This is a genomic window from Streptomyces sp. NBC_00207, assembly GCF_045160965.1.
GTDB lineage: Bacteria > Actinomycetota > Actinomycetes > Streptomycetales > Streptomycetaceae > Streptomyces.
The window spans coordinates 6,751,642-6,773,931 of the sequence record NZ_CP130715.1; the positions used below are offsets into that span (position 1 = coordinate 6,751,642).

Below are 22,290 nucleotides of genomic sequence, written 5' to 3' on the forward strand. Positions count from 1 at the left end.
TCAGCGGTCCTCGGGTTCGGCATTGGCAGCCGGAGCGGACGTAAGCCGCTCGGTCTCATCCTGTATTTCCGCGGCGATCTTCTTGAGTTCCGGCTCGAACTTGCGACCGTGGTGGGCGCAGAAGAGCAGTTCACCGCCGCTCAGCAGGACGACGCGCAGATATGCCTGGGCGCCGCAACGGTCGCATCGGTCAGCGGCCGTCAGCGGGGTCGCGGGTGTCAGAACAGTAGTCACGTCGCCTCTTCTCTAGCTCGACGAGCTGTCGTACCAGGGTCAACATCCAACCAGGCCGAAAACGTTCCCGCTCGCGGCTTTTCCTCGAAACTTCCTTCCGAAGCTGGCCGGCTGTTGCCGGTTGGCGGCGAAGGAGCCGTATTGCGTTGCTTTACGGTTTCGCGTTGTCAGTCGTGCGCTTGTTGCAGTTCCATCCTCCCCCGGCGTGAGTGCCAGGTTGTTCATGAGGACGTGCCCGAACCCTAAATGGTTCATGCGCGGAAGGGAACGTGATGTTTCCTTCACCCGCCCGGGGGATCGAACATCCGTGCGGATCTGGACTAGGGTGAGGAACGCACGAGGGTGGCGTTGCATCGGCTCTACCTGGCCTCGGTACCCTTCGACCGGCAGCCGAGCCACCCCTGCGCCCCACCGGGCCAGAAAAGAAATTCAGCGAGGAGCGAACTGCGTGACCGCCGACACGTCCGTGCCTTCCAGCGCGCTGCTGTCCGGAGCAGACCGGGACGGTTCCAACTACACCGCGCGGCACCTGCTCGTCCTCGAAGGGCTGGAGGCCGTCCGCAAGCGCCCCGGCATGTATATCGGCTCGACCGACAGCCGGGGCCTGATGCACTGCCTGTGGGAGATCATCGACAATTCCGTCGACGAGGCCCTGGGCGGCTACTGCGACCACATCGAGGTGATCCTCCACGAGGACGCCTCCGTGGAGGTCCGGGACAACGGCCGCGGCATCCCCGTGGACGTCGAGCCCAAGACCGGCCTGTCCGGCGTCGAGGTCGTCATGACCAAGCTCCACGCCGGCGGCAAGTTCGGCGGAGGCTCGTACGCGGCCTCCGGCGGCCTGCACGGCGTCGGCGCCTCCGTGGTCAACGCCCTCTCCGCCCGGCTGGACGTCGAGGTCGACCGGGGCAGCTCCACCCACGCCATCAGCTTCCGGCGCGGCGTCCCCGGCATGTTCATCGAGCAGGGCCCCGACAGCCCCTTCGACCCCGCCAACGGCCTGCGCAAGGTCAAGCGGATCGCCAAGGGCAAGACCGGCACCCGGGTCCGCTACTGGGCCGACCGCCAGATCTTTCTCAAGGACGCCCGGCTCAATCTGGAGACGCTCTACCAGCGCGCCCGCCAGACCGCCTTCCTCGTCCCGGGCCTGACCCTGGTCGTGCGCGACGAGCGCGGCATCGACGGCGCCGGCAAGACCGAGGAGACGTTCCGCTTCGACGGCGGAATCAGCGAATTCTGCGAGTACCTCGCCCAGGACAAGGCCGTCTGCGACGTGCTGCGCCTGCACGGCACGGGCACCTTCAAGGAGACCGTCCCGGTCCTCGACGACCGCGGCCACATGACGCCCACCGAGGTCACGCGTGAGCTCGGCGTGGACATCGCCCTGCGCTGGGGCACGGGCTACGAGACCAACGTCAAGTCCTTCGTGAACATCATCGCCACCCCCAAGGGCGGCACGCACGTCTCCGGCTTCGAGCGCTCGGTCGCCAAGACCGTGAACGAGGTGCTGCGCTCGGCCAAGCTGCTGCGCGTGGCCGAGGACGACGTGGTCAAGGACGACGCGATGGAGGGCATGACGGCCGTCGTCACCGTCCGCCTCGCGGAGCCGCAGTTCGAGGGCCAGACCAAGGAGGTGCTCGGCACCTCGGCGGCCACCCGGATCGTCGCCGCCGTGGTCGCCAAGGAGCTCAAGGCCTTCCTGACCTCCACCAAGCGCGACGACAAGCAGCAGGCCCGCGCCGTGATGGAGAAGATCGTCGCGGCCGCCCGGACCCGGATCGCGGCCCGTCAGCACAAGGAGGCGCAGCGTCGCAAGACCGCGCTGGAGACCTCCTCGCTCCCCGCCAAGCTGGCCGACTGCCGCAGCGACGACGTGGACCGCAGCGAGCTCTTCATCGTCGAGGGCGACTCGGCTCTCGGTACGGCGAAGCTCGCCCGGAATTCGGAGTTCCAGGCGCTCCTGCCCATCCGCGGCAAGATCCTCAACGTCCAGAAGTCCTCGATCTCGGACATGCTCAAGAACGCCGAGTGCGGGGCGATCATCCAGGTCATAGGAGCCGGCTCGGGCCGGACCTTCGACATCGACGCCGCCCGCTACGGCAAGATCGTGCTGCTCGTCGACGCCGACGTGGACGGCGCGCACATCCGCTGCCTGCTGCTCACGCTCTTCCAGCGGTACATGCGGCCGATGGTCGAGGCCGGCCGGGTCTTCGCGGCCGTGCCGCCTCTGCACCGGATCGAGCTGGTCCAGCCGAAGAAGGGCCAGGACAAGTACGTCTACACGTATTCGGACAACGAGCTGCGCCAGACCCTTCTGGAGTACCAGCGCAAGAACATCCGGTACAAGGACTCGATCCAGCGCTACAAGGGCCTCGGCGAGATGGACGCGGACCAGCTGGCGGAGACCACCATGGACCCCCGCTTCCGCACCCTGCGCCGGATCAACATCGGCGACCTGGACTCGGCCGAGCAGGTCTTCGACCTGCTCATGGGCAATGAGGTGGCGCCGCGCAAGGAGTTCATCACGAGCTCCGCGGCGACCCTGGACCGCTCGCGCATCGACGCCTGACCCGCTCGGAGCCCGCACCGGCCGGCCCGGACGGCGCAGAAGGGCTTCACGGCACACCGGCGCTCTTCCCTCCATCACCTGTTGGAGTGAAGAGCGCCGGTACACCAGTCCGGAAAGCGACTATTGAGCACATCCTTGTGGGCACGCGGCCAATGCGGCGGCGGACAAGGAGAGTTCGGTGGACAAGCACGAAGGTCGTGATGCCGGAACGATCCGGCTGGACGACCCCTGGTACGACGCGCTGGCCGTCGGCTGGGGCGAGGGCGAGGAAACGTCCCCACCGCGCCCGGCCCCGGGCGGCAGCCCCGCGCACGGCGCATCCGACATCTACCTCGAAGTGCAGCGCAGCGCCGCCTTCCAGGAGGTCCGCAGCCGCTACCGCAGGTTCGTCGTCCCCGCGACCGCCGGCTTCTTCCTCTGGTACGTCGCCTATGTGGTCGCAGCCACCGCGGCGCCCGGCGTGATGGCCCGGCCCGTGGTGGGCGCGGTCAACGTGGCCATGCTGGCGGGACTCGGCCAGTTCCTCACCACCTTCCTGCTGACCTGGGCCTACGCCCGGCACGCGCGGGTGCGCCGGGACCGGGCCGCCCTCGATCTGCGCTGGACCGTCTTCGAGCAGGAACGCGACCAGGAGCGGACCCGGGCGAGGGGAGCCGGCCGGTGACCACCGAACACCAGACCCTCGCGCTGATCCTGTTCAGCGTCTTCATCGCGGTGACCCTGGGCATCACCACCTGGGTGAGCCGGAACCGGCACGGGTCGGCCGAGGAGTTCTACGCGGGCGGTCGGTTGTTCTCCCCGATGGAGAACGGTTTCGCCATCGCCGGCGACTACATGTCCGCCGCCTCCTTCCTCGGCATCTCCGGTCTGATCGCCCTCTTCGGCTACGACGGCATGCTCTATTCGGTGGGATTCCTCGTCGCCTGGCTGGTGGTCCTCTTCCTCGTCGCCGAACTGGTCCGCAACTGCGGGCGCTTCACCCTCGCCGACGTGGTCGCCGCGCGGATGAGCGAGCGTCCGGTGCGGATCGCGGCCGGCACCTCCTCCGTCGTCGTCTCCGTGCTCTACCTCGTCGCGCAGATGGTCGGCGCGGGCAGCCTGGTCGGTCTGCTGCTCGGCAGCTCGAGCGCAGCGGCCCGGACCCTGACCGTGATCGGGGTGGGCGCGCTGATGGTGGTCTACGTGTCCTTCGGCGGGATGCGGGCCACCACGTGGATCCAGATCGTCAAGGCCGTCCTGCTGATGGGCGGGGCGGTCACCCTGACCGTGCTCGTGATGCTGCGCTTCCACGGGAACTTCGACCAGCTGCTCACCAGCGCCGCCGACCGCAGCGGGCACGGGGCCAAGTTCCTCGGCCCCGGCCTCAAGTACGGTGGCGACTGGACCTCCCGCGTCGACTTCATGAGCCTCGGCCTCGCGCTGGTCCTCGGGACCGCCGGGCTGCCGCACATCCTGTCGCGCTTCTACACGGTGCCCACGGCGCGTGCGGCGCGCCGGTCGGTGGTGTGGGCGATCGCGCTGATCGGCGGCTTCTACCTGATGACCATCGTGCTCGGCTTCGGGGCGGCGGCGCTGGTGGGCCCGGACGAGGTACGGGCCTCCAACGCCTCCGGGAACACGGCCGTTCCGCTGCTCGCGGCCTTCCTCGGCGGGGGCGCCGGATCCACCGGGGGCGCGGTGCTGTTCGCCTTCGTGGCCGCCATCGCCTTCGCCACCATCCTGGCCGTCGTGGCCGGCATCACCCTGGCATCGTCGGCCTCCGTCGCGCACGACCTGTACGCATCGCTCAAGCGGCGCCGGGCCAAGCAGCGCAGCGAGGTCGCGGTGGCCCGGGTCGCGGCGGTCGGCATCGGGGCGGTGGCGATCGCCCTGGGGCTGCTCGCCCAGGACCTCAATGTGGCGTTCCTGGTGGGACTGGCCTTCGCGGTGGCGGCCTCGGCGAACCTTCCGGTGCTGCTGTATTCGCTCTTCTGGCGCGGCTTCACCACGCGGGGAGCCGTCTGGTCGGTGTACGGGGGCCTGGTTCCGGCGGTGCTGCTGGTGCTGGTCTCGCCGGTGGTGTCGGGCAGCGCGGAATCCCTCTTCCCGGGTGTGGACTTCCAGTACTTCCCGCTGCAGAACCCGGGCATCGTCTCGATCCCGCTGGGGTTCCTGGCGGGCTGGCTGGGCACGGTCACCTCGGGCGAGGAGCCGGACGAGGCGAAGCACGCCCAGACGGAGGTCCGCTCCCTGACCGGCGCCGGGGCGGTCTGAGCGCCGTCAGGCCGGCCCCTCCGACGGGAGCCAGGTGTAGCGGTGCTCCGGGCGGCCGGTCTCCCCGTAGCGCAGGGCCAGGGTCACGCGGGCGGTGCGTTCGAGCAGCTTCACGTAGCGCTGGGCGGTCTGGCGGCTGACGCCCGCGCGGTCGGCTATCTGCTGGGTGGAAAGGGGGCCCTCCGCAGAGAGCAGGACCTGGCGGACCAGTTCCGCCGTCGTGGGGGAGTGGCCCTTGGGGAGCTCGTTCGCGGGTCCCGCGGCGGCGAGGGCGCCGAAGATCCGGTCCACCTCGGCCTGTTCGGCCTCGCCGCCCGTCTCCAGGGTGCGGCGCAGGGCCCCGTACGCCTCCAGCCGGGTGCGCAGTCCGGCGAAGGTGAAGGGTTTGACCAGGTACTGGAGGGCCCCGAGACGCATCGCGGCCTGCACGGTGGCGAGATCGCGGGCGGCCGTGACCATGATCACATCGGTGTGGTGGCCGAGCTGGCGCAGGCGCCGGACCAGGTCCAGGCCGTTCTCGTCGGGGAGGTAGTGGTCCAGGAGGACCAGGTCCACCGCCTGCGAGGTGAGGAACTCCAGGGCCTCGGCCGCCGAATGGGCCTGCGCCGTGACGCGGAAACCGGGAACCTTCGCCACGTACGCCGCGTTGATCCGGGCAACACGCATGTCGTCGTCGACGACCAATACGTGGATCGGGGTCTCGTTCACCGCAGGGCCTCCGGGAGTACGACGGAGAATTCCGCCCCTCCGTCCGCTGCTTCACCGGCCCGGGCGCTGCCGCCCTGCCGCTCCGCGAGGCGGCGTACGAGGGCGAGGCCCAGCCCGCGCTCGCGGTGGGCGCTGGGCTGCTTGGTCGACCAGCCCTCGGTGAAGATCTCCTCGCGGCGCGCGGCGGGCACCCCGGGGCCGCTGTCGCGCACCCGCAGCACGGCGGTACGGCCCTCCGCGCGCAGCTCCACCTCGACCAGGGGCGCCGCCGAACCGGCGGCGGCGTCCAGGGCGTTGTCCACCAGGTTGCCCACGATCGTGACGAGGCCGCCCGGGTCCACCAGGCGGTCGGGGAGGAGGGTGGCCGCGGCCAGCCTCAGGGGGACGCCGCGTTCGGCCGCGACGGTCGCCTTGCCCACGAGAAGGGCGGCCAGCAGCGGGTCCTGGACCTTCTCGGTGACCTGTTCGGCAGTCGTGCGGTGCACGTCGGCGACCTCGGTGACGAACTCCACCGCCTCCTCGTGCAGGCCCAGTTCCAGCAGGCCGAGGAGGGTGTGGAGGCGGTTGGCGTGCTCGTGGTCCTGGGCACGGAGGGCATCGATGAGGCCCCGGGTGGAGTCGAGTTCACGGCCGAGGCGTTCCAGCTCGGTACGGTCGCGCAGGGTGGCGACGGCGCCGCCGTCCTCGGTGGGCATGCGGTTGGCGACCAGGACCCGGGGGCCCTGGACGGTGAGCAGGTCCCGGCCGGTGACGCGGCCCGAGAGCACATCGGCGGTGCGGCCGGCGCCGAGTACGTCGTCCAGGGGGCGTCCGGCCAGGGTGCCGGTGGAGTCCGGGGCGAGGCCCAGCAGCCGGGCGGCCTCGTCGTTCACGAGCCGGACCCGGCCGTGGTAGTCGAGGGCGATGACTCCTTCGCGAATGGAGTGCAGCATCGCCTCGCGCTCGGCGAGCAGGCCGGAGATGTCGGAGAAGGCCAGGTCCCGGGTCTGGCGCTGGATCCGGCGGGAGAGCAGATAGGCGGCCAGGGCGCCCGCGGCCAGTGCGCCGCCCGCGTAGGCGAGCAGGCCGGGTATGGCGCCGAGCAGCCGGTCACGAACGCTGTCGTAGGCGATGCCCACCGAGACGGCGCCGACGATCTCGCCGTCGGCCGCGACGAGCGGGACCTTGCCGCGGGCGGAGCGGCCCAGGGTGCCCTCGTCGATCTCCATGACCTCGCGGCCCCCCAGCGCGGCGCTCGGGTCGGTGGAGACCGGCAGCCCGATCCGGTCTGCGCTCGGGTGCGAGCGGCGGATGCCGTCCAGGTCGAGGACGACCACGTACTCGGCCCCGGTGGCCCGGCGGATCCGCTCGGCCGAGGACTGCACCGGGCTGTCGGGCGAGGCCCCGGAGTCCAGGAGGTCGGCGGCCAGCGAGGGGTCGGCCGCGGCGCTCTGCGCGATCGCGAGGGCGCGCCGCATGGCCTGGTCGTCGAGCTGCGCGCTCAGCGGTGCCAGGAACAGTCCGGTCGCCAGGACGGCGACCCCGGCGGCGATGGCCAGCTGGGTCAGCAGGATCTGGGAGACGGCCCGTCTGGGCAGCCCGAGGCGCCGAGCGCTCATGAGGGGGAACCGCATGGGCAGCAACGGTAGGTCGGCCCCGGCACGAGCGGAACGTCTGCGGCGAGCTTGTCGGCTTCGCCACTTCTGTCATGTTCGGGCCGTGTTGCGCGCTTCACCGCGGGTGAGGGGGCGAAGCGGAGGCCGCAGCAGGGAGAGCGGGGCGTTACGGCATCGGCTGGGGCGGGCGCGGGCCGTGGTACTGCCCGCTCGGCCGCATCCGCAGCGGCCGCTCCTGGTACTCCTCCAGGGCGTGCGCCATCCAGCCCGCCGTGCGGGCCACCGCGAAGACCGTCTCCCCGGCCTCCGCGGCCATCCCGCACGACACGGTCAGCACCGCCAGCGCCAGGTCCACATTGGCGTGCAGCCCGCCCTGCCTGGCCATCACCGCGGCCACCTCGCGCGCCGCGCCCAGGGCGGGAGCGGCCTGTTCCAGCCCCTCCAGCCGGGCGAACAGCGCCTGCGCACGCGGGTCCTCCCCCCGGTACAGGCGGTGTCCGAGCCCCGGGACCCGGCGCCCGGCCCGAAGGTACTCCGCCACCACCGGCGCGGCCCCGCCCTGTTCCAGCACCTCGACGAGCATCCGGTGCGCGAGCCGTCCGGCCGCGCCGTGCAGGGGTCCTTCGAGTGCGCCGAGCCCGGCGGACACCGCCGCGTACGGATGGGCGCGCGCCGAGGCGGCCACCCGTACGGCCAGGGTCGAGGCGGCCAGGTCGTGGTCGACGAGCAGCGCGAGCGCCAGGTCCAGCACGGCCAGGGCGTCCGGGTCCGGCTCCCGGGCCGTCAGCCGCGACCACAGCTGACGGGCGATCCGGCCGTCGCCGGCCCACTGGGCCGTACCCGCCTCGGGGAGTGCGCCGACCAGTGTGGGAATCAGACTGCGGGCCGAGCCGAGGACCGCCTCCCCGGACAGGTCGAAGCGCAGCGGGTCCGCCACCGCGGCGGCGGCCACCGCCACCCGCAGCCGGTCGATGGGGCCGCCGTGGGCCGGCAGTGCGGCCACCGCCCGCCGGGCCGCGGCCAGTGCTTCCGGGGGAGCGGTGAACCGTGCCCCGGGCACGAGGGTTCCCGTCCAGAGCCACTCGGCGACCTCTTCGTAGCGGTGTTCCGAGGCCAGCGCCACGGCGTCCACGCCCCGGAAGTAGTACCGGTCGGGCTCGATGAGGGTGAGCGCCGTGCGGACGGAGAGCTCTCCGGCGGGAGCTGCCGCCTCGCGCCGGCTCCGCCGGGCCAGCGCCTCCACCTCGGCCGCGTCGAAGGTGCTGCCCCGCCCGGCCGGATCGCGGCGGCTGGTGAGCTGGCCCCGGCTGACGTACGCGTACACCGTCGCCGGCTTCACGCCGAGCACCCCCGCCGCCTCTTGTGTGCTGAGCCTGCGCCCGCCGTCCGTCTGGTCGCTCATGACGGACACCCTACAGATGGGTTTCAATGTTGATTAGATCAACATTGACAAGGATTCAATCCATCATGGATGGTCGATCCATGAACACCACCGACAGCACCATCGAAGGACCGCGCGGCCTCGCGGGGGTCGTGGTCACCGAAACCGAGCTGGGCGACGTCCGAGGCCGGGAGGGCTTCTACCACTACCGCCAGTACTCGGCCGTCGAGCTCGCAGCCCGCCGCAGCTTCGAGGACGTCTGGCACCTGATGTTCCGCGGCACACTGCCCGCCGACGCCGCCGAGCGGGCCGCCTTCGCCGCCGAGACCGCCCCGCTGCGCCACCTGCCCGAGGAGGTCCGGGACGCACTGCCGGGCCTGGCCCGGGCCACCCGGCTCTCCGGCCCGCTCGCCGGGCTGCGCACCGCACTCTCCCTGCTCGGAGCCTCCGCCGGCTTCCGCCCGGTGTACGACCTCGATCCCGCCCGCCGGGCCGCCGACGCGCTGGCCGCATGCGCCGCCGTACCGACCCTGCTGACCGCACTGCACCGGCTGGGGCAGGGCCTGGAGCCCGTCGAGCCGCGCGACGACCTCCCGTACGCCGCCAATTACCTCTACATGCTGACCGGCCGGGAGCCCGGCCCGACCGAGACCCGCGCGGTCGAGCGGTACCTGATATCGACGGTCGACCACGGCTTCAACGCCTCGACCTTCACCGCCCGGGTGATCGCCTCCACCGGCGCCGACGTGGCCGCCTGTCTGACCGGCGCGATCGGCGCGCTCTCCGGGCCGCTGCACGGCGGCGCCCCCAGCCGCGCCCTGGACACCCTCGACGCCATCGGCACCGTGGACCGGATCGGGCCGTGGATCCGCGAACGGGTCCTGGCGGGCGACCGGATCATGGGCTTCGGCCACCCCGTCTACCGCACCGAGGACCCCCGCTCACGCATGCTGCGCGAGATCGCCCTCCAGTTCGGCGGGCCGCTCGTGGACTTCGCCGTCGAGGTCGAGCGCCAGGTCGAGGAGATCCTGGCCGAGCTCAAGCCGGGCCGGGAGCTGCACACCAACGTGGAGTTCTACGCGGGCGTGGTCATGGAGCTGTGCGGGCTGCCGCGCGAGATGTTCACCCCGACCTTCTGCGCGGCCCGTGTGGTCGGCTGGAGCGCGAACGTCCTCGAACAGGCCGCCGACTCGAAGATCATCCGCCCTGCCGCCCGGTACAGCGGCCCCACCCCGCCCCAGCCGGTGCCGCTGATCGACTGATCGACCGATTGACCGATCGACCGGCGGAGGCTGGCTACGATCGACCGGGTGAACAGCAGGCAGCCCATCCCCGTCGTCGTCCTCGCCGGTTTCCTCGGATCCGGCAAGACCACCGTGCTGAACCACCTCCTCGCCGGTCGCGGGGGCACCCGGATCGGGGTCGTCGTCAACGACTTCGGATCGATCGAGATCGACGCGATGTCGGTGGCCGGCCAGGTCGGGGACTCGATGGTCTCCCTCGGCGGCGGCTGCCTGTGCTGCGCCGTCGACGGCAGCGAGCTGGACGCGTACCTGGAGAAGCTCTCCGCCCCCGTCCACCGCATCGACGTGATCGTCATCGAGGCGAGCGGGCTGGCCGAGCCCCAGGAGATGATCCGGATGCTCATGGCCAGCGAGAACCCCGCCATCCGCTACGGCGGTCTGGTGCAGGTCGTGGATGCAGCCGAATTCGACGCGACACGGGCCGTGCACCCGGAGACCGACCGCCACCTCGCCGTCGCGGACCTGGTGGTGCTCAACAAGACCGACCGGGTCGACCCCGGCGAACGCGCCCGGATCGAGACGGAGCTCGCCGCGCTCTGCGCCCCCGGCACCCCGGTCGTGGGCGCCGACCACGGACGGATCGACCCGGAACTGCTCTTCGACCGGCGCCCCTGGACCGAGACCCGGGGCCAGCTCTCCTTCGAGGACCTCCTCGCGGAGGCCGGCGGCCACGACCACTGCACCCACGCGCACGCCGCCTACGCGAGCACGGAGTTCGCCTCCGGCCAGGCCCTCTCCCCGCGCCGGTTCATCGATTTCCTCGACCGGCGGCCTGCCGGGCTCTACCGGATCAAGGGCTTCGTGTGGTTCGGGGTCCGCGGACACGAGGAGAAGTACGAGGTCCACGCGGTCGGCCGGTTCCTCCGCTTCGCCCCGCAGCCCTGGGGGCGGGGCGAAGCGCGCCTGACGCAGCTGGTCCTGATCGGCTCCGGCACCGACGGCGAGGCACTTGTGCGGGAGCTTGAGGCCTGCCGCGAGGAGGCCCCGCAGGACGCCTCCCCCGAGAGCATGTGGGGCGTGCTGCGGTACGTCGCCGAGCCCCGGGCCGCGGCCGGTCCCGAAGCCGAAGCCGAAGCCGAAGCCGAAGCCGAGCCGGAGTCCGGACTCGGAGCCGAGGCCGGGGCCGTCTGATGCGCTGACCGGAGACCGGATAGCCGGCTCAGCCGGCGGGAACCGTCTCGCGCAGGAAGCCGATCAGCAGGTCAGTCACCGCGGCGGGCCGCTCCAGGCTGGGGAGATGTCCGGCCCAGGGCAGTTCGACGTGCCGGGTGTCGGCGAGCAGATCCGGAAGCCTTGCCGCGATCTCCCGGAAGTCCGCCAGGTCGAGGCCGCCGGAAAGCGCGAGACCGGGTGCCTTGACCGCTGACAGGTCGATGTCCACGTTCTTCCGGCCGGCCCCCTCGGGGGCGGCCAGCTGCACCTCGAAGGCACGCCTCTGCATCGCGCGCACCTCGTCCCGGACCGCCTCACCGGCATCCGGCCCCAGGAACGTGTCCACGTTCAGTTCCACGGCCCCCTCGATGTCACCCGCCTCGATCAGCGCGTCCTCCCGCTCGCCGAACGCGCGCAGCTCATCGCCGGGTTCATGTCCGGGCAGCCCGGAACACAACAGGGCCAACGCGGAGACCCGGTCCGGACGGCGTGCGGCGATCTCCACGGCGACCCGTCCGCCGTACGAGGAGGCGATCAGCGCCGCCTGCTCGATGCCGAGGGAGTCCAGCAGGTCCAGTACGTCCTCTGCGTCGTTGTGGCGCCGGTTCGGCAAGGGACTCCGGCCGAAGCCCCGGAAGTCGCAACGCACCACCCGGTATCCGGCATCGACGAGGGCCGGCCACTGCGGGTCCCACATCCTTCGGTCGCACACCGCGGAGTGCAGCAGCACCAGCGCGGGGCCGTCGCCGGCCGCATCGTAGTCAAGAGTCATGCGGCAGACCCTAGGCGACCTCGACGCCGTACTCGCTCAGCAGGTCCTCCAGGCCGCCCCGGTAGCCCTTGCCGCCGATCACGAAGTCCCAGTCGCCGTTCGACCGGCGCCGGAACGAGCCGAGCACCAGAGCTGTTTCGCCGGCCCGCCCGTCGGAGACGTCCAGCCGTCCCAGTTCCTCACCGCCGGCGGACAGCAGCCGGATGTGGGCGTCGGTGAACCCGGCGAGGTCGGCCCGCGGATCGACCTCCGGGTCGATCGCGGCCACGAGGACCAGCCGGTCGGCCTGCGACGGCAGGGCGTCGAAGGAGACCTCCAGCGCCGCCTTGTCGGGCGCCGCGTGCGCGCGGGCCCGTACCGAACCGTCCGGGGTCCGCGGGTTGTTGAAGAAGACGAAGTGGTCCTCGCTCAGCACCCGGTTGCCCGTGCAGACGAGCGCGCACACGTCGAGGGCGACCCGGCCCGACCAGGACATGCCGAGCACGTTGTGGTCGGCCGGGGGAGCCGGCTCCGGCTCGGGTGCCCGCCGCGCGGGCGCCGCGGCGCTGCCGCCGCCGAGCCGGCCCCGAAGTCCGTACTGGTGGAGCAGCTCGACCAGGTCCGCCCCGGGAACCAACTCAAGCGGCTTGCCGTTGGCAAAGGTGTACGACCCCGGTCCGAAGGACGCGGTGGTGACCAGCACCCCCTTGTTCGCCCCCTTGTCCTGGACCGTGCCGTACAGATCACGCACGGCCGTCGGCGGCACCGTGTTCCGGTAGCGCTTGACCTGCACCACGATCCGTCCGCCCCGGATCGGCGCCGGGTCCACCGCCTCCACGTCCACCCCGCCGTCGCCCGACCGCTGCGTGGTTACCGCCTCCATGCCCATCGCCCGGAACAGCTCGGCGACCAGGTTCTCGAAGGCGATCGGGTCCATCACGAAGAGATCCGGCTCGTCCTCGTCCGCGTCGCCGGCGTGCCCGCCGTGGCTGACGACATCTCCGCCGACCTCGTCGGGCCGGCGCCCGGGGCGTACCGCCGTCAGCTGGTCGGGCCGCGCCGACAGCAGCCCGCCCAGCCCCGAGACCAGACAGTCCACCGCGCTGACCTGCTCCAGCCGCAGTCCGGCGAAGGCGTCGCGCGCCGCCGGTACCGTGGCGAGCACGAATCGCGCCTCCCGGCCCGTCACCGGATCGTGGCAGTCCACGAAGCCGTTGATCACGACCGAGTCCAGTACGCCGAACTCGTCCGCCGCGTACAGCTCGCGCACCACCAGCAGCACGCACTGGGCCAGCAGGTCCCGGTACAGCGCCCGTCGTTCCGTGACCGGGCGGGGCTTCACCTTGTCCTGGTCCGTGCTCGGCAGGTACTGCACCGCCCGGGCCTCCGGTACCACCGCGTACCCGGGCAGCTCCCAGTCCAGTACCAGCTGGCGCGCGGCCGGGTCGTACGCGGCCGTCACCTGCCTCGGCAGTGTCTCGGGCCAGGCCGTCGAGGCGTAGAGGGCGGCCGAGAAGTACTCCACCGCCGCCTCGGCGTCACCCGCGCGCAGTGCGTCGGCCAGCTCGGTGAGTCCGCCGTTGTGCGCCCGCATCCCGGCGAGCTGCTCCGCCGCCCACCGGTCGTACTGCTGCCGGTACGCCGCCAGTTGCTGCCGGCGCTGCGCCTCCGCGGCGTTCGCTGCCTGCCAGGCCTGGGTGTAGCGGGCGTGCGCCTCCCGCTCCGCCTGCGCCCGGTGGTTCGAGCCGAGCGTCCAGCCGCTGCTCTGCCGCTGGAAATCCTCGATGCGGGGCATCGGCACCGGATGCGCCAGGGCCCCGGGGTCGAAGGGCTGCAGCCGGTCGGGCCGGGCCAGGGCGGATATCCGGAACGCCGGTGCCCGGCAGCCCGCGACCAACAGGCCCTTGAGGGCTTCGACCTCGGCGTCGAGCTGCGCGGTACGCCGCAGGGCCTCGGCCTCGCGGTACTGCCGGTGGCTGCGGTTCGCGTCCCGTTCGTGGGCCCGCTGCCGGCGCTCGGCCTCGCGCTGCTGGACCAGCTGCGTCTGTTGCTGCCGACGCTGGGCCTCCGCCCAGTTCCCGATCAGTCCGCTGCTCGCTCGACGGCTCATCAGCTGCGTTCTCCCCCCACCGCGTCCACGGGAAAACACTAGTCGGCATTCGGGTGGTACGTCCCACCGGTCGTACCACCCGAATGCCTTCCCGCGACCTACAGCGCGGCACCCGCCAGCGCCGCGACGGACGCGGGCAGCGCCGTACCCGAGCCGTCCCGGCGCGGGTCCACGGCCGGCAGCTCCGCCGGAGTGCCGTTCGCCGCCGCCGCGCGGACGGGCGAGCCGCCCGCCCAGGCCAGCACCAGCACGTCCTCGCCCTTCAGGAACCGCTGGCAGCGCACACCGCCGGTGGCCCGGCCCTTGCGCGGGTACTGGTCGAAGGGGGTCAGCTTCCCCGACAGCACCGAGTCGTCCAGCGTGCCGTGCGAGCCCGCCACGGTGAACACCACGGCGTCCCGGCCGGGGTCGACGGCCGAGAAGTGGATCACCTTGGCGTTGTCGGAGAGCTTGATGCCCGCCATGCCTCCCGCCGGGCGGCCCTGCGGGCGGACCTGGCTCGCCGGGTAGCGCAGCAGCTGGGCGTCGTCGGTGATGAAGACGAGGTCCTCCTCGCCCGTGCGCAGCTCCACCGCGCCGACGATCCGGTCACCCTCCTTGAGGGTGATGACCTCCAGCTCGTCCTTGTTGGCCGGGTAGTCCGGCACGACGCGCTTGACCACGCCCTGCTCGGTGCCCAGGGCCAGGCCCTGCGAGGACTCGTCCAGCGAGGTCAGGCAGATCACCTTCTCGTCCGCCTCCAGCCCGGACAGGAACTCCGAGACCGGGGCGCCGCCCGCCAGGTTCGGCGCGGCGTGCGTGTCCGGCAGCTGGGGCAGGTCGATCACCGACAGCCGCAGCAGCCGCCCGTACGAGGTGACCGCGCCGACGTCGGCGCGGGCGGTGGCCGCGACCTGCGAGACGATCAGGTCGTGCTTGGCGCGGGCGCCGCCCTCCTCCTCCGGCAGCGGGTCGCCGTTGGCCGTGCGCGCGAGCAGGCCCGTCGAGGACAGCAGCACACGGCAGGGGTCGTCCGCGACCTCCAGCGGAACCGCGGCCACCGCGGTGCCCGCCGACTCCAGCAGCACCGTACGGCGCTCGGTGCCGAACTTCTTCGCGACCGCCGCCAGTTCCGTGGAGACGAGCTTGCGCAGCTCCGTGTCGGACTCCAGGATCCCGGTGAGCTCGTCGATCTCGCCGGTCAGCCGGTCGCGCTCGGACTCCAGCTCGATCCGGTCGAACCTGGTGAGGCGGCGCAGCGGGGTGTCCAGGATGTACTGGGTCTGGATCTCGCTCAGCGAGAACCGCTCCATCAGCCGGGCCTTGGCCTGCGCGGAGTTGTCGCTGTCCCGGATGAGCCGGATGACCTCGTCGATGTCGATGAGCGCCACCAGCAGGCCCTCGACCAGGTGCAGCCGGTCCCGGCGCTTGGTGCGGCGGAACTCGCTGCGCCGCCGGACGACCTCGAAGCGGTGGTCGAGGTAGACCTCCAGCAGCTCCTTGAGGCCCAGCGTCAGCGGCTGCCCGTCGACCAGCGCCACGTTGTTGATGCCGAAGGACTCCTCCATCGGCGTCAGCTTGTAGAGCTGCTCCAGCACGGCCTCCGGGTGGAAGCCGTTCTTGATCTCGATGACCAGGCGCAGACCGTGCGAGCGGTCGGTGAGGTCCTTGACGTCGGCGATGCCCTGGAGCTTCTTCGAGCCGACCAGGTCCTTGATCTTCGCGATGACCTTCTCGGGGCCGACCGTGAAGGGCAGTTCGGTGACGACCAGGCCCTTGCGGCGCGCCGTCACGTTCTCCACGGCCACCGTCGCGCGGATCTTGAAGGTGCCGCGGCCGTTCTCGTAGGCGTCCTTGATCCCGGACAGGCCCACGATCCGGCCGCCGGTGGGCAGGTCGGGACCCGGCACGAAGCGCATCAGCGCCTCCAGGTCCGCCTGCGGGTGGCGGATCAGGTGCCGGGCGGCCGCGATGACCTCGCCGAGGTTGTGCGGGGGCATGTTGGTGGCCATGCCGACCGCGATCCCGGACGCGCCGTTGACCAGCAGGTTCGGGTAAGCGGCGGGAAGCGCGACCGGCTCCCGCTCCTGGCCGTCGTAGTTGGCGGTGAAGTCGACGGTGTCCTCGTCGATCGACTCCGTCATCAGCGAGGTGGCGTCGGCCATCTTGCACTCGGTGTAACGCATGGCGGCCGGCGGGTCGTCGTTGCCGAGCGAGCCGAAGTTGCCGTGGCCGTCGACCAGCGGGAGCCGCATGGAGAAGGGCTGGGCCATGCGTACGAGGGCGTCGTAGATCGAGGCGTCTCCGTGCGGGTGGAGCTTGCCCATGACCTCGCCGACGACACGGGCGCACTTCACGTAGCCGCGGTCGGGGCGCAGCCCCATCTCGTTCATCTGGTAGACGATGCGGCGGTGCACCGGCTTCATGCCGTCCCGGGCGTCGGGCAGGGCGCGGGAGTAGATCACCGAGTACGCGTACTCGAGGAAGGAGCCCTGCATTTCGTCGACGACGTCGATGTCGAGGATCTTCTCCTCGAAATCCTCCGGCGGCGGGGTCTTCGTGCTGCGGCGGGCCATCGCTGCGCGGCTCCTTAACCAAGAAAGGGGTGTGCTGGGTGTCTGGCTGGTCTGCTGGGGGTCTGGCTGGGTCTGGCCGGTCTTGCCGGGGCGGGCGGATGTCCGGACGGGTATGACGCGGACCATTGTGGCCCGAGGCACCGACAACGCCGACTCCGACCCCGGGGGAGTGACCCGGGAACTTATCCGGCGGCCGACGCGCTTGCATACAGTGGCAGGTCTGACGGAAATCTCTGCATCGCGATCGAAGGGACCACATGCCCATGGGTCACACGGCCACAGCCCAGGCCGGCTCCGGCGGCCTGACAGCGACCGAGCACCGGCTGGCCAACGGCCTGCGCGTGGTGCTCTCCGAGGACCACCTGACCCCGGTCGCCGCGGTCTGCCTCTGGTACGACGTCGGCTCGCGCCACGAAGTCAAGGGGCGTACCGGCCTTGCTCACCTCTTCGAGCACCTGATGTTCCAGGGTTCGGCGAGCGTCCCGGGCAACGGGCACTTCGAGCTGGTCCAGGGGGCCGGCGGCTCCCTCAACGGCACCACCAGCTTCGAGCGCACCAACTACTTCGAGACGATGCCGACCCACCAGCTGGAGCTCGCGCTCTGGCTGGAGGCGGACCGGATGGGGTCCCTGCTGGCCGCCCTGGACGACGAGTCCATGGAGAACCAGCGCGACGTCGTCAAGAACGAGCGCCGCCAGCGGTACGACAACGTCCCGTACGGCACGGCCTTCGAGAAGCTGACCGCTCTGGCGTACCCCGAGGGCCACCCCTACCACCACACCCCGATCGGCTCCATGGCCGACCTGGACGCCGCGTCCCTCGAGGACGCGCGCACCTTCTTCCGTACGTACTACGCGCCCAACAACGCGGTGCTCTCGGTCGTCGGGGACATCGACCCCGAGCAGACCCTCGCCTGGGTCGAGAAGTACTTCGGCACCATCCCCGCGCACGACGGCAAGCAGCCGCCCCGCGACGGCTCGCTGCCCGAGGTCATCGGGGAGCAGCTGCGCGAGGAGATCGTCGAGGAGGTCCCGGCCCGCGCGCTGATGGCCGCCTACCGGCTGCCGCACGACGGCACCCGTGAGTGCGACGCCGCCGACGTGGCGCTGACGATCCTGGGCGGCGGCGAGTCCTCGCTGCTGCACAACCGGCTGGTACGCCGTGACCAGACGGCCGTCGCGGCCGGCTTCGGCATGCTGCGCCTGGCCGGCGCGCCCTCGCTGGGCTGGCTGGACGTCAAGACCTCCAGCGGCGTCGAGATCCCCGCCATCGAGGCGGCCGTGGACGAGGAGCTCGCGCGGTTCGCCGCCGAGGGCCCGACGGCCGAGGAGATGGAGCGCGCCCAGGCCCAGCTGGAGCGCGAGTGGCTGGACCGGCTGAGCACCGTGGCCGGCCGCGCCGACGAACTGTGCCGCTTCGCGGTGCTGTTCGGCGACCCGCAGCTGGCGCTGACCGCGGTCCAGCGCGTCCTCGACATCACCGCCGAGGAGGTGCAGGCCGTGGCCGCGGCCCGGCTGCGCCCGGACAACCGCGCGGTGCTCGTCTACGAGCCGATCGCGGCAGACGACGACGAGAACGACGAGTCCGACGAGAACGAGGGGGCGGAGCAGTGAGCGACACCGCAGCCGTCACGATGACCTTCCACCCGCGCCCGCAGGCCGGCGAGCCGCAGCCGTGGGCCTTCCCGGCCCCCGACCGCGGGGAGCTGTCCAACGGGCTGACCCTGCTGCGCTGCCACCGGCCGGGCCAGCAGGTGATCGCGGTCGAGGTCAACCTCGCCGCCCCGCTCGACGCCGAGCCCGAGGGCCTGGACGGCGTGGCGACCATCATGGCGCGGGCGCTCTCCGAGGGCACCGACAAGCACTCCGCCGAGGAGTTCGCGGCCGAGCTGGAGCGCTGCGGCGCCACCCTCGATGCGCACGCCGACCACCCGGGCATCCGGGTCTCCCTGGAGGTCCCGGCCTCCCGGCTGGCCAAGGCGCTGAGCCTGCTCGCCGAGGCGCTCCGCGCCCCCGCCTTCGCCGACGCCGAGGTGGACCGCCTGGTGCGCAACCGGCTCGACGAGATCCCGCACGAGCTGGCCAACCCCCAGCGCCGCGCCGCAAAGCAGCTCTCCAAGGAGCTGTTCCCGGCGTCCCTGCGGATGTCCCGGCCGCGCCAGGGCACCGAGGAGACCGTCGCCCGGATCGACTCCGCCGCCGTGCGCGCCTTCTACGAGGCCCACGTACGCCCCGCCACCGCCACCGCGGTGGTCGTCGGCGACCTGACCGGCATCGACCTGGACGCCGTGCTGGCGGACACCCTGGGCGCGTGGACGGGCAACACCGCCGCGGCCCTTCCGGTGCCGCCGGTCACCGCGGACGACACCGGCCGCGTGGTCATCGTGGACCGGCCCGGCGCGGTCCAGACGCAGCTGCTGATCGGCCGGATCGGGGCGGACCGCCACGACCAGGTCTGGGCGGCCCAGGTGCTCGGCACGTACTGCCTGGGCGGCACCCTCACCTCCCGCCTGGACAAGGTGCTGCGCGAGGAGAAGGGGTACACCTACGGCGTGCGCGCCTTCGGCCAGGTACTGCGCTCCACCGCCGACGGCAAGGGCGCCTCGATGCTCGCCATCAGCGGCTCGGTGGACACCCCGAACACCGGACCGGCGCTGGAGGACCTCTGGAAGGTGCTGCGCACCCTCGCGGAGGGCGGTCTGACCGACGCCGAACGCGACGTGGCCGTACAGAACTTGGTGGGCGTGGCCCCGCTGAAGTTCGAGACGGCGGCCTCGGTCGCCGGCACCCTCGCCGACCAGGTCGAGCAGGAGCTGCCGGACGACTACCAGGCGCAGTTGTACGCGCGGCTCGCCGAGACCGGCACCGTGGAGGCGACCACGGCGGTCGTGAAGGCCTTCCCGGCGGACCGCCTGGTCACGGTCCTGGTGGGCGACGCGGCAGTGATCGAGGAGCCGGTACGTGCCCTCGGGATCGGTGACGTCACCGTCGTCACCAACTGACCTGTCGGTGACGGCCGGCTGACGGTCGACCGACGGATCGCGCAGGGGCTCTGGCGGGCTTATCCGCCGGAGCCCCTTTTGTCTGTTTAGTGGCTAGGTTGCTTGTATGGGGTGTGGCGTACGCAACAAAAAGGCGCGTCTGTTTGGCGATTGACTGATGATCCGCCTAGCGTCGGCCGTGCTGTCCGTCAGTTGTGCCCGCCGCACCCGCGGCACCGGACAGCGATCGCCGAGTCCCCGTCAGGCGCGAGCCTGGGGAGCCGGGGACCCACATGAGTCCCTGGGGTGAATCGGACCCCCTCGCAAGAGGAGGCCCGTAGGAGACCTTCCTGCTCCGAACCCGTCAGCTAACCCGGTAGGCGAGAAGGAAGGAAAGGATCAAACCCTTCATGGCGTTTGGCAGTCGTCCCGCTGGTACCGGTAAGCACCGTGGCTCCAGCCGTCTGAGCAAGAAGACCGCCGGCTACGCCGGTATCGCCGCGATCGCCACCACGGGTGTCGTCGGCTCCCTCGCCGCCCCGGCCTTCGCCGCGGACAACCACAGCAGCTCCGCCCCGGAGAACGGGCTGGGTGCCGTGGTCGTCGCCGAGGACCTTGCGGGTGACATCGCCGACCAGGCCGATTCGCAGCACCGCGCCGCCGAGCACGCCGCCGCCAAGGCGCAGGCGGAGGCGGACGCCAAGCAGAAGGCCGCCGAGTCCAAGCGCCTCGCCGAGGCCAAGGCGAAGGCCGAGCGCGACGCCGCCGAGCGTGCGGCCCGCGAGGAGGAGCGCAAGCGCCTCAACACCTTCGTCGCCCCGGTCGACGGCTCGTACGTCAGCACGCAGTACCACGCGGGCGGCGGCATGTGGTCCTCCGGCAGCCACACCGGCATCGACTTCCACGCCGCCTCCGGCACCTCGGTCCACGCGGTGGGCTTCGGCACCGTCGTCGAGGCCGGCTGGGGCGGCGCGTACGGCAACAACGTCGTCATCAAGCACAACGACGGCACGTACACCCAGTACGGGCACATGACCTCGCTGAACGTCTCCGTCGGCGAGCAGGTCACCCCGGGCCAGCAGATCGGCCTGTCGGGCTCCACCGGCAACTCCAGCGGCCCGCACCTGCACTTCGAGGCCCGCACGGGCTCGCAGTACGGCTCGGACATCGACCCGATCGCGTACCTGCGCTCGCACGGCGTCAGCCTCTGACCCCGTCCCGCACCGCTTCACGAAGGCCCCGGCTCACCGAGCCGGGGCCTTCGTGTTGCGTCTCTGTGCAAATGTTTCGCATTTCCGGCCGCTCTCGGAAATTATCGTGTGTTGCAATAGAGTCGCAGCACGCGCATGTGCGTGCAATGAGGCTGGCAGTCGGAAATAGGCGGAGGTTCGGTCTTGCGTATTCCTGCGCACGCGGTATGCACAGCAATCCGCGACGACATCGTCTCCGGGGTGTTCGAGCCGGGCGGCCGGCTGACCGAGGAGGTGCTGGCCCGCCGGTACGGAGTCTCGCGCGTCCCGGTCCGCGAGGCACTGCGGACCCTGGAGTCCGAGGGCTTCGTGACCACGCGGCGCCACGCGGGGGCCTGTGTGGCCGAGCCGACCGCGCAGGAGGCCGCGGACCTGCTGGAGGTGCGGATGCTCCTGGAGCCGCTGGCGGCCGCCCGGGCCGCCCGGCGGCGCACCGAGGCGCACCTCAAGGTGCTGCGCGGGCTGGTCAGGCTGGGGCAGGAGCGGGCCAGGCGGGGCCAGGGGGAGGACCTGCGGTCCCTGGGCGGCTGGTTCCACGAGACGCTCGCGCAGGCCTCCGGCAGTCCGGGGCTGATCGCGCTGCTCACGCAGATGCGGCACAAGGTGGCGTGGATGTACGTGGTGGAGGCGCCGGTGCGGCCCGTGGAGTCCTGGGCGGAGCACGGCGCGATCGTGGACGCGGTGGCCCGCGGGGACGCGGAGCGGGCGCGGGCGCTGACGGTGGTCCATGCCGACCGTGCTGCGGGGGCGCACCGGCTGCGGCTCCGTCCGGCGGTGAGCACTTCGCAACCTGCCGTAAACATGTCGAGCGGCCGGCATTAACAGGAGCCGTATACAAAGGGTGGCGTCGAGCATTGCCGCCGCAATTCGCGGCCGATGCGAATTCACGGTGAAGCGGCGCGGGCGGATCGTGGCCGGAATTGATTTCCGGCCTGCCGAATTCCCGAGGAGCTGAATTCCGGGGCGGTCCGCCGTGCGCGGAACGCCGGCTTCCCGCCGATCCGGCGCCCGGGGAGGCCCCCGGCTCCCCGCTGGCGCCTCCGCCCACGGGCTCCGATACGGAGAACGCCGAAGCCGCGGCCCCTGATGACGGGGGGCCGCGGCTCCGGCGCGGTACCGCGTGGGTCGAACCCGAAGGGTCAGACGGTCTCGGGGAGCTCCTCGAGACCCTCGGCGACCAGCTTCGCGAGGCGGTCCAGTGCGGCTTCCGCACCTTCGGCCTCGGAGGCGAGGACGATCTCCTCGCCGCCCTGGGCGCCCAGGCCCAGAACCGCCAGCATGGAGGCGGCGTTGACGGGGTCGCCGCCGGACTTCGCGATGGTCACCGGGACGCCGGAAGCGGTCGTCGCACGGACGAAGATCGAGGCGGGACGAGCGTGCAGGCCCTCGGCCCAGCCGACGTTGACGCGGCGCTCTGCCATGGTGATGCCCTTCAGGTTCTTACGGTT

At 71.7% G+C, this 22,290-nt stretch carries 17 protein-coding genes and 1 riboswitch; of the genes, 9 read left to right on the forward strand and 8 right to left on the reverse strand.

The annotated features are described in order from the left end of the window. A complete protein-coding gene (locus OG472_RS31870) occupies positions 1 to 234 on the reverse strand; it encodes a hypothetical protein (RefSeq protein WP_030016583.1) in 234 nt (77 codons plus the stop codon). Positions 235 to 682: 448 nt separating this feature from the next. Between OG472_RS31870 and OG472_RS31875 the strand changes: the two genes are divergently transcribed. The 3 genes from OG472_RS31875 (at position 683) to OG472_RS31885 (ending at position 5,056) form a co-directional block, all read left to right on the forward strand. Further along, positions 683 to 2,803 (forward strand): type IIA DNA topoisomerase subunit B, encoded by a 2,121-nt coding sequence (locus tag OG472_RS31875; RefSeq protein WP_401611263.1) that lies wholly within the window; start codon positions 683 to 685, stop codon positions 2,801 to 2,803. A 178-nt stretch (positions 2,804 to 2,981) separates the two neighbouring features. Beyond that, positions 2,982 to 3,467: a DUF485 domain-containing protein gene (locus OG472_RS31880; protein WP_405942310.1), complete on the forward strand. Its 486-nt coding sequence runs from the start codon at positions 2,982 to 2,984 to the stop codon at positions 3,465 to 3,467. Continuing rightward, the gene (locus OG472_RS31885; protein WP_401611265.1) at positions 3,464 to 5,056 is read left to right on the forward strand and encodes a cation acetate symporter; all 1,593 of its coding nucleotides are present in this window, start codon (positions 3,464 to 3,466) and stop codon (positions 5,054 to 5,056) included. The genes OG472_RS31880 and OG472_RS31885 overlap by 4 nt, the downstream gene beginning before the upstream one ends. A gap of 6 nt (positions 5,057 to 5,062) precedes the next feature. Here OG472_RS31885 and OG472_RS31890 read toward each other — a convergent pair whose 3' ends face one another. From OG472_RS31890 to OG472_RS31900, 3 genes are all read right to left on the reverse strand, one after another. Further along, positions 5,063 to 5,722, reverse strand: a complete 660-nt coding sequence (locus OG472_RS31890) for a response regulator (RefSeq protein ID WP_401611363.1) — start codon at positions 5,720 to 5,722, stop codon at positions 5,063 to 5,065. Between the two features lie 38 nt (positions 5,723 to 5,760). After that, positions 5,761 to 7,362 (reverse strand): ATP-binding protein, encoded by a 1,602-nt coding sequence (locus tag OG472_RS31895; RefSeq protein ID WP_405832290.1) that lies wholly within the window; start codon positions 7,360 to 7,362, stop codon positions 5,761 to 5,763. A 163-nt stretch (positions 7,363 to 7,525) separates the two neighbouring features. After that, the gene (locus OG472_RS31900) at positions 7,526 to 8,761 is read right to left on the reverse strand and encodes a citrate/2-methylcitrate synthase (protein WP_401611268.1); all 1,236 of its coding nucleotides are present in this window, start codon (positions 8,759 to 8,761) and stop codon (positions 7,526 to 7,528) included. A gap of 80 nt (positions 8,762 to 8,841) precedes the next feature. Here OG472_RS31900 and OG472_RS31905 point away from each other — a divergent pair, with 80 nt between their 5' ends. Both OG472_RS31905 and OG472_RS31910 read left to right on the forward strand, forming a co-directional pair. Further along, complete coding sequence (locus OG472_RS31905; protein WP_405832294.1) at positions 8,842 to 10,002, forward strand: citrate synthase; 1,161 nt, start codon at positions 8,842 to 8,844, stop codon at positions 10,000 to 10,002. 48 nt (positions 10,003 to 10,050) lie between these two features. Then, positions 10,051 to 11,175 (forward strand): CobW family GTP-binding protein, encoded by a 1,125-nt coding sequence (locus OG472_RS31910; RefSeq protein WP_405942311.1) that lies wholly within the window; start codon positions 10,051 to 10,053, stop codon positions 11,173 to 11,175. 28 nt (positions 11,176 to 11,203) lie between these two features. Here OG472_RS31910 and OG472_RS31915 read toward each other — a convergent pair whose 3' ends face one another. From OG472_RS31915 to OG472_RS31925, 3 genes are all read right to left on the reverse strand, one after another. Continuing rightward, a complete protein-coding gene (locus OG472_RS31915) occupies positions 11,204 to 11,968 on the reverse strand; it encodes an alpha/beta fold hydrolase (RefSeq protein ID WP_405942312.1) in 765 nt (254 codons plus the stop codon). A gap of 10 nt (positions 11,969 to 11,978) precedes the next feature. After that, the gene (locus OG472_RS31920) at positions 11,979 to 14,057 is read right to left on the reverse strand and encodes a restriction endonuclease (RefSeq protein ID WP_405832300.1); all 2,079 of its coding nucleotides are present in this window, start codon (positions 14,055 to 14,057) and stop codon (positions 11,979 to 11,981) included. Between the two features lie 98 nt (positions 14,058 to 14,155). After that, the gene (locus OG472_RS31925) at positions 14,156 to 16,612 is read right to left on the reverse strand and encodes a DNA topoisomerase (ATP-hydrolyzing) subunit A (RefSeq protein ID WP_401611275.1); all 2,457 of its coding nucleotides are present in this window, start codon (positions 16,610 to 16,612) and stop codon (positions 14,156 to 14,158) included. Positions 16,613 to 16,875: 263 nt separating this feature from the next. On the opposite strand from OG472_RS31925, the gene OG472_RS31930 reads away from it, so the two are divergent. From OG472_RS31930 to OG472_RS31945, 4 genes are all read left to right on the forward strand, one after another. After that, a complete protein-coding gene (locus OG472_RS31930) occupies positions 16,876 to 18,225 on the forward strand; it encodes a M16 family metallopeptidase (RefSeq protein WP_405832301.1) in 1,350 nt (449 codons plus the stop codon). 20 nt (positions 18,226 to 18,245) lie between these two features. Then, complete coding sequence (locus OG472_RS31935) at positions 18,246 to 19,613, forward strand: M16 family metallopeptidase (protein WP_405834969.1); 1,368 nt, start codon at positions 18,246 to 18,248, stop codon at positions 19,611 to 19,613. Positions 19,614 to 19,830: 217 nt separating this feature from the next. Further along, positions 19,831 to 19,990: riboswitch (cyclic di-AMP (ydaO/yuaA leader) on the forward strand. A gap of 12 nt (positions 19,991 to 20,002) precedes the next feature. Beyond that, on the forward strand, positions 20,003 to 20,803 hold the full coding sequence (locus OG472_RS31940; protein ID WP_383568755.1) for a M23 family metallopeptidase: 801 nt from the start codon (positions 20,003 to 20,005) through the stop codon (positions 20,801 to 20,803). 183 nt (positions 20,804 to 20,986) lie between these two features. Then, on the forward strand, positions 20,987 to 21,664 hold the full coding sequence (locus OG472_RS31945) for a GntR family transcriptional regulator (protein ID WP_383568752.1): 678 nt from the start codon (positions 20,987 to 20,989) through the stop codon (positions 21,662 to 21,664). 317 nt (positions 21,665 to 21,981) lie between these two features. Here the strand turns inward: OG472_RS31945 and OG472_RS31950 are convergent, their stop codons facing one another. Continuing rightward, the gene (locus OG472_RS31950) at positions 21,982 to 22,263 is read right to left on the reverse strand and encodes an HPr family phosphocarrier protein (protein ID WP_030026990.1); all 282 of its coding nucleotides are present in this window, start codon (positions 22,261 to 22,263) and stop codon (positions 21,982 to 21,984) included. Positions 22,264 to 22,290 lie beyond the last annotated feature (27 nt).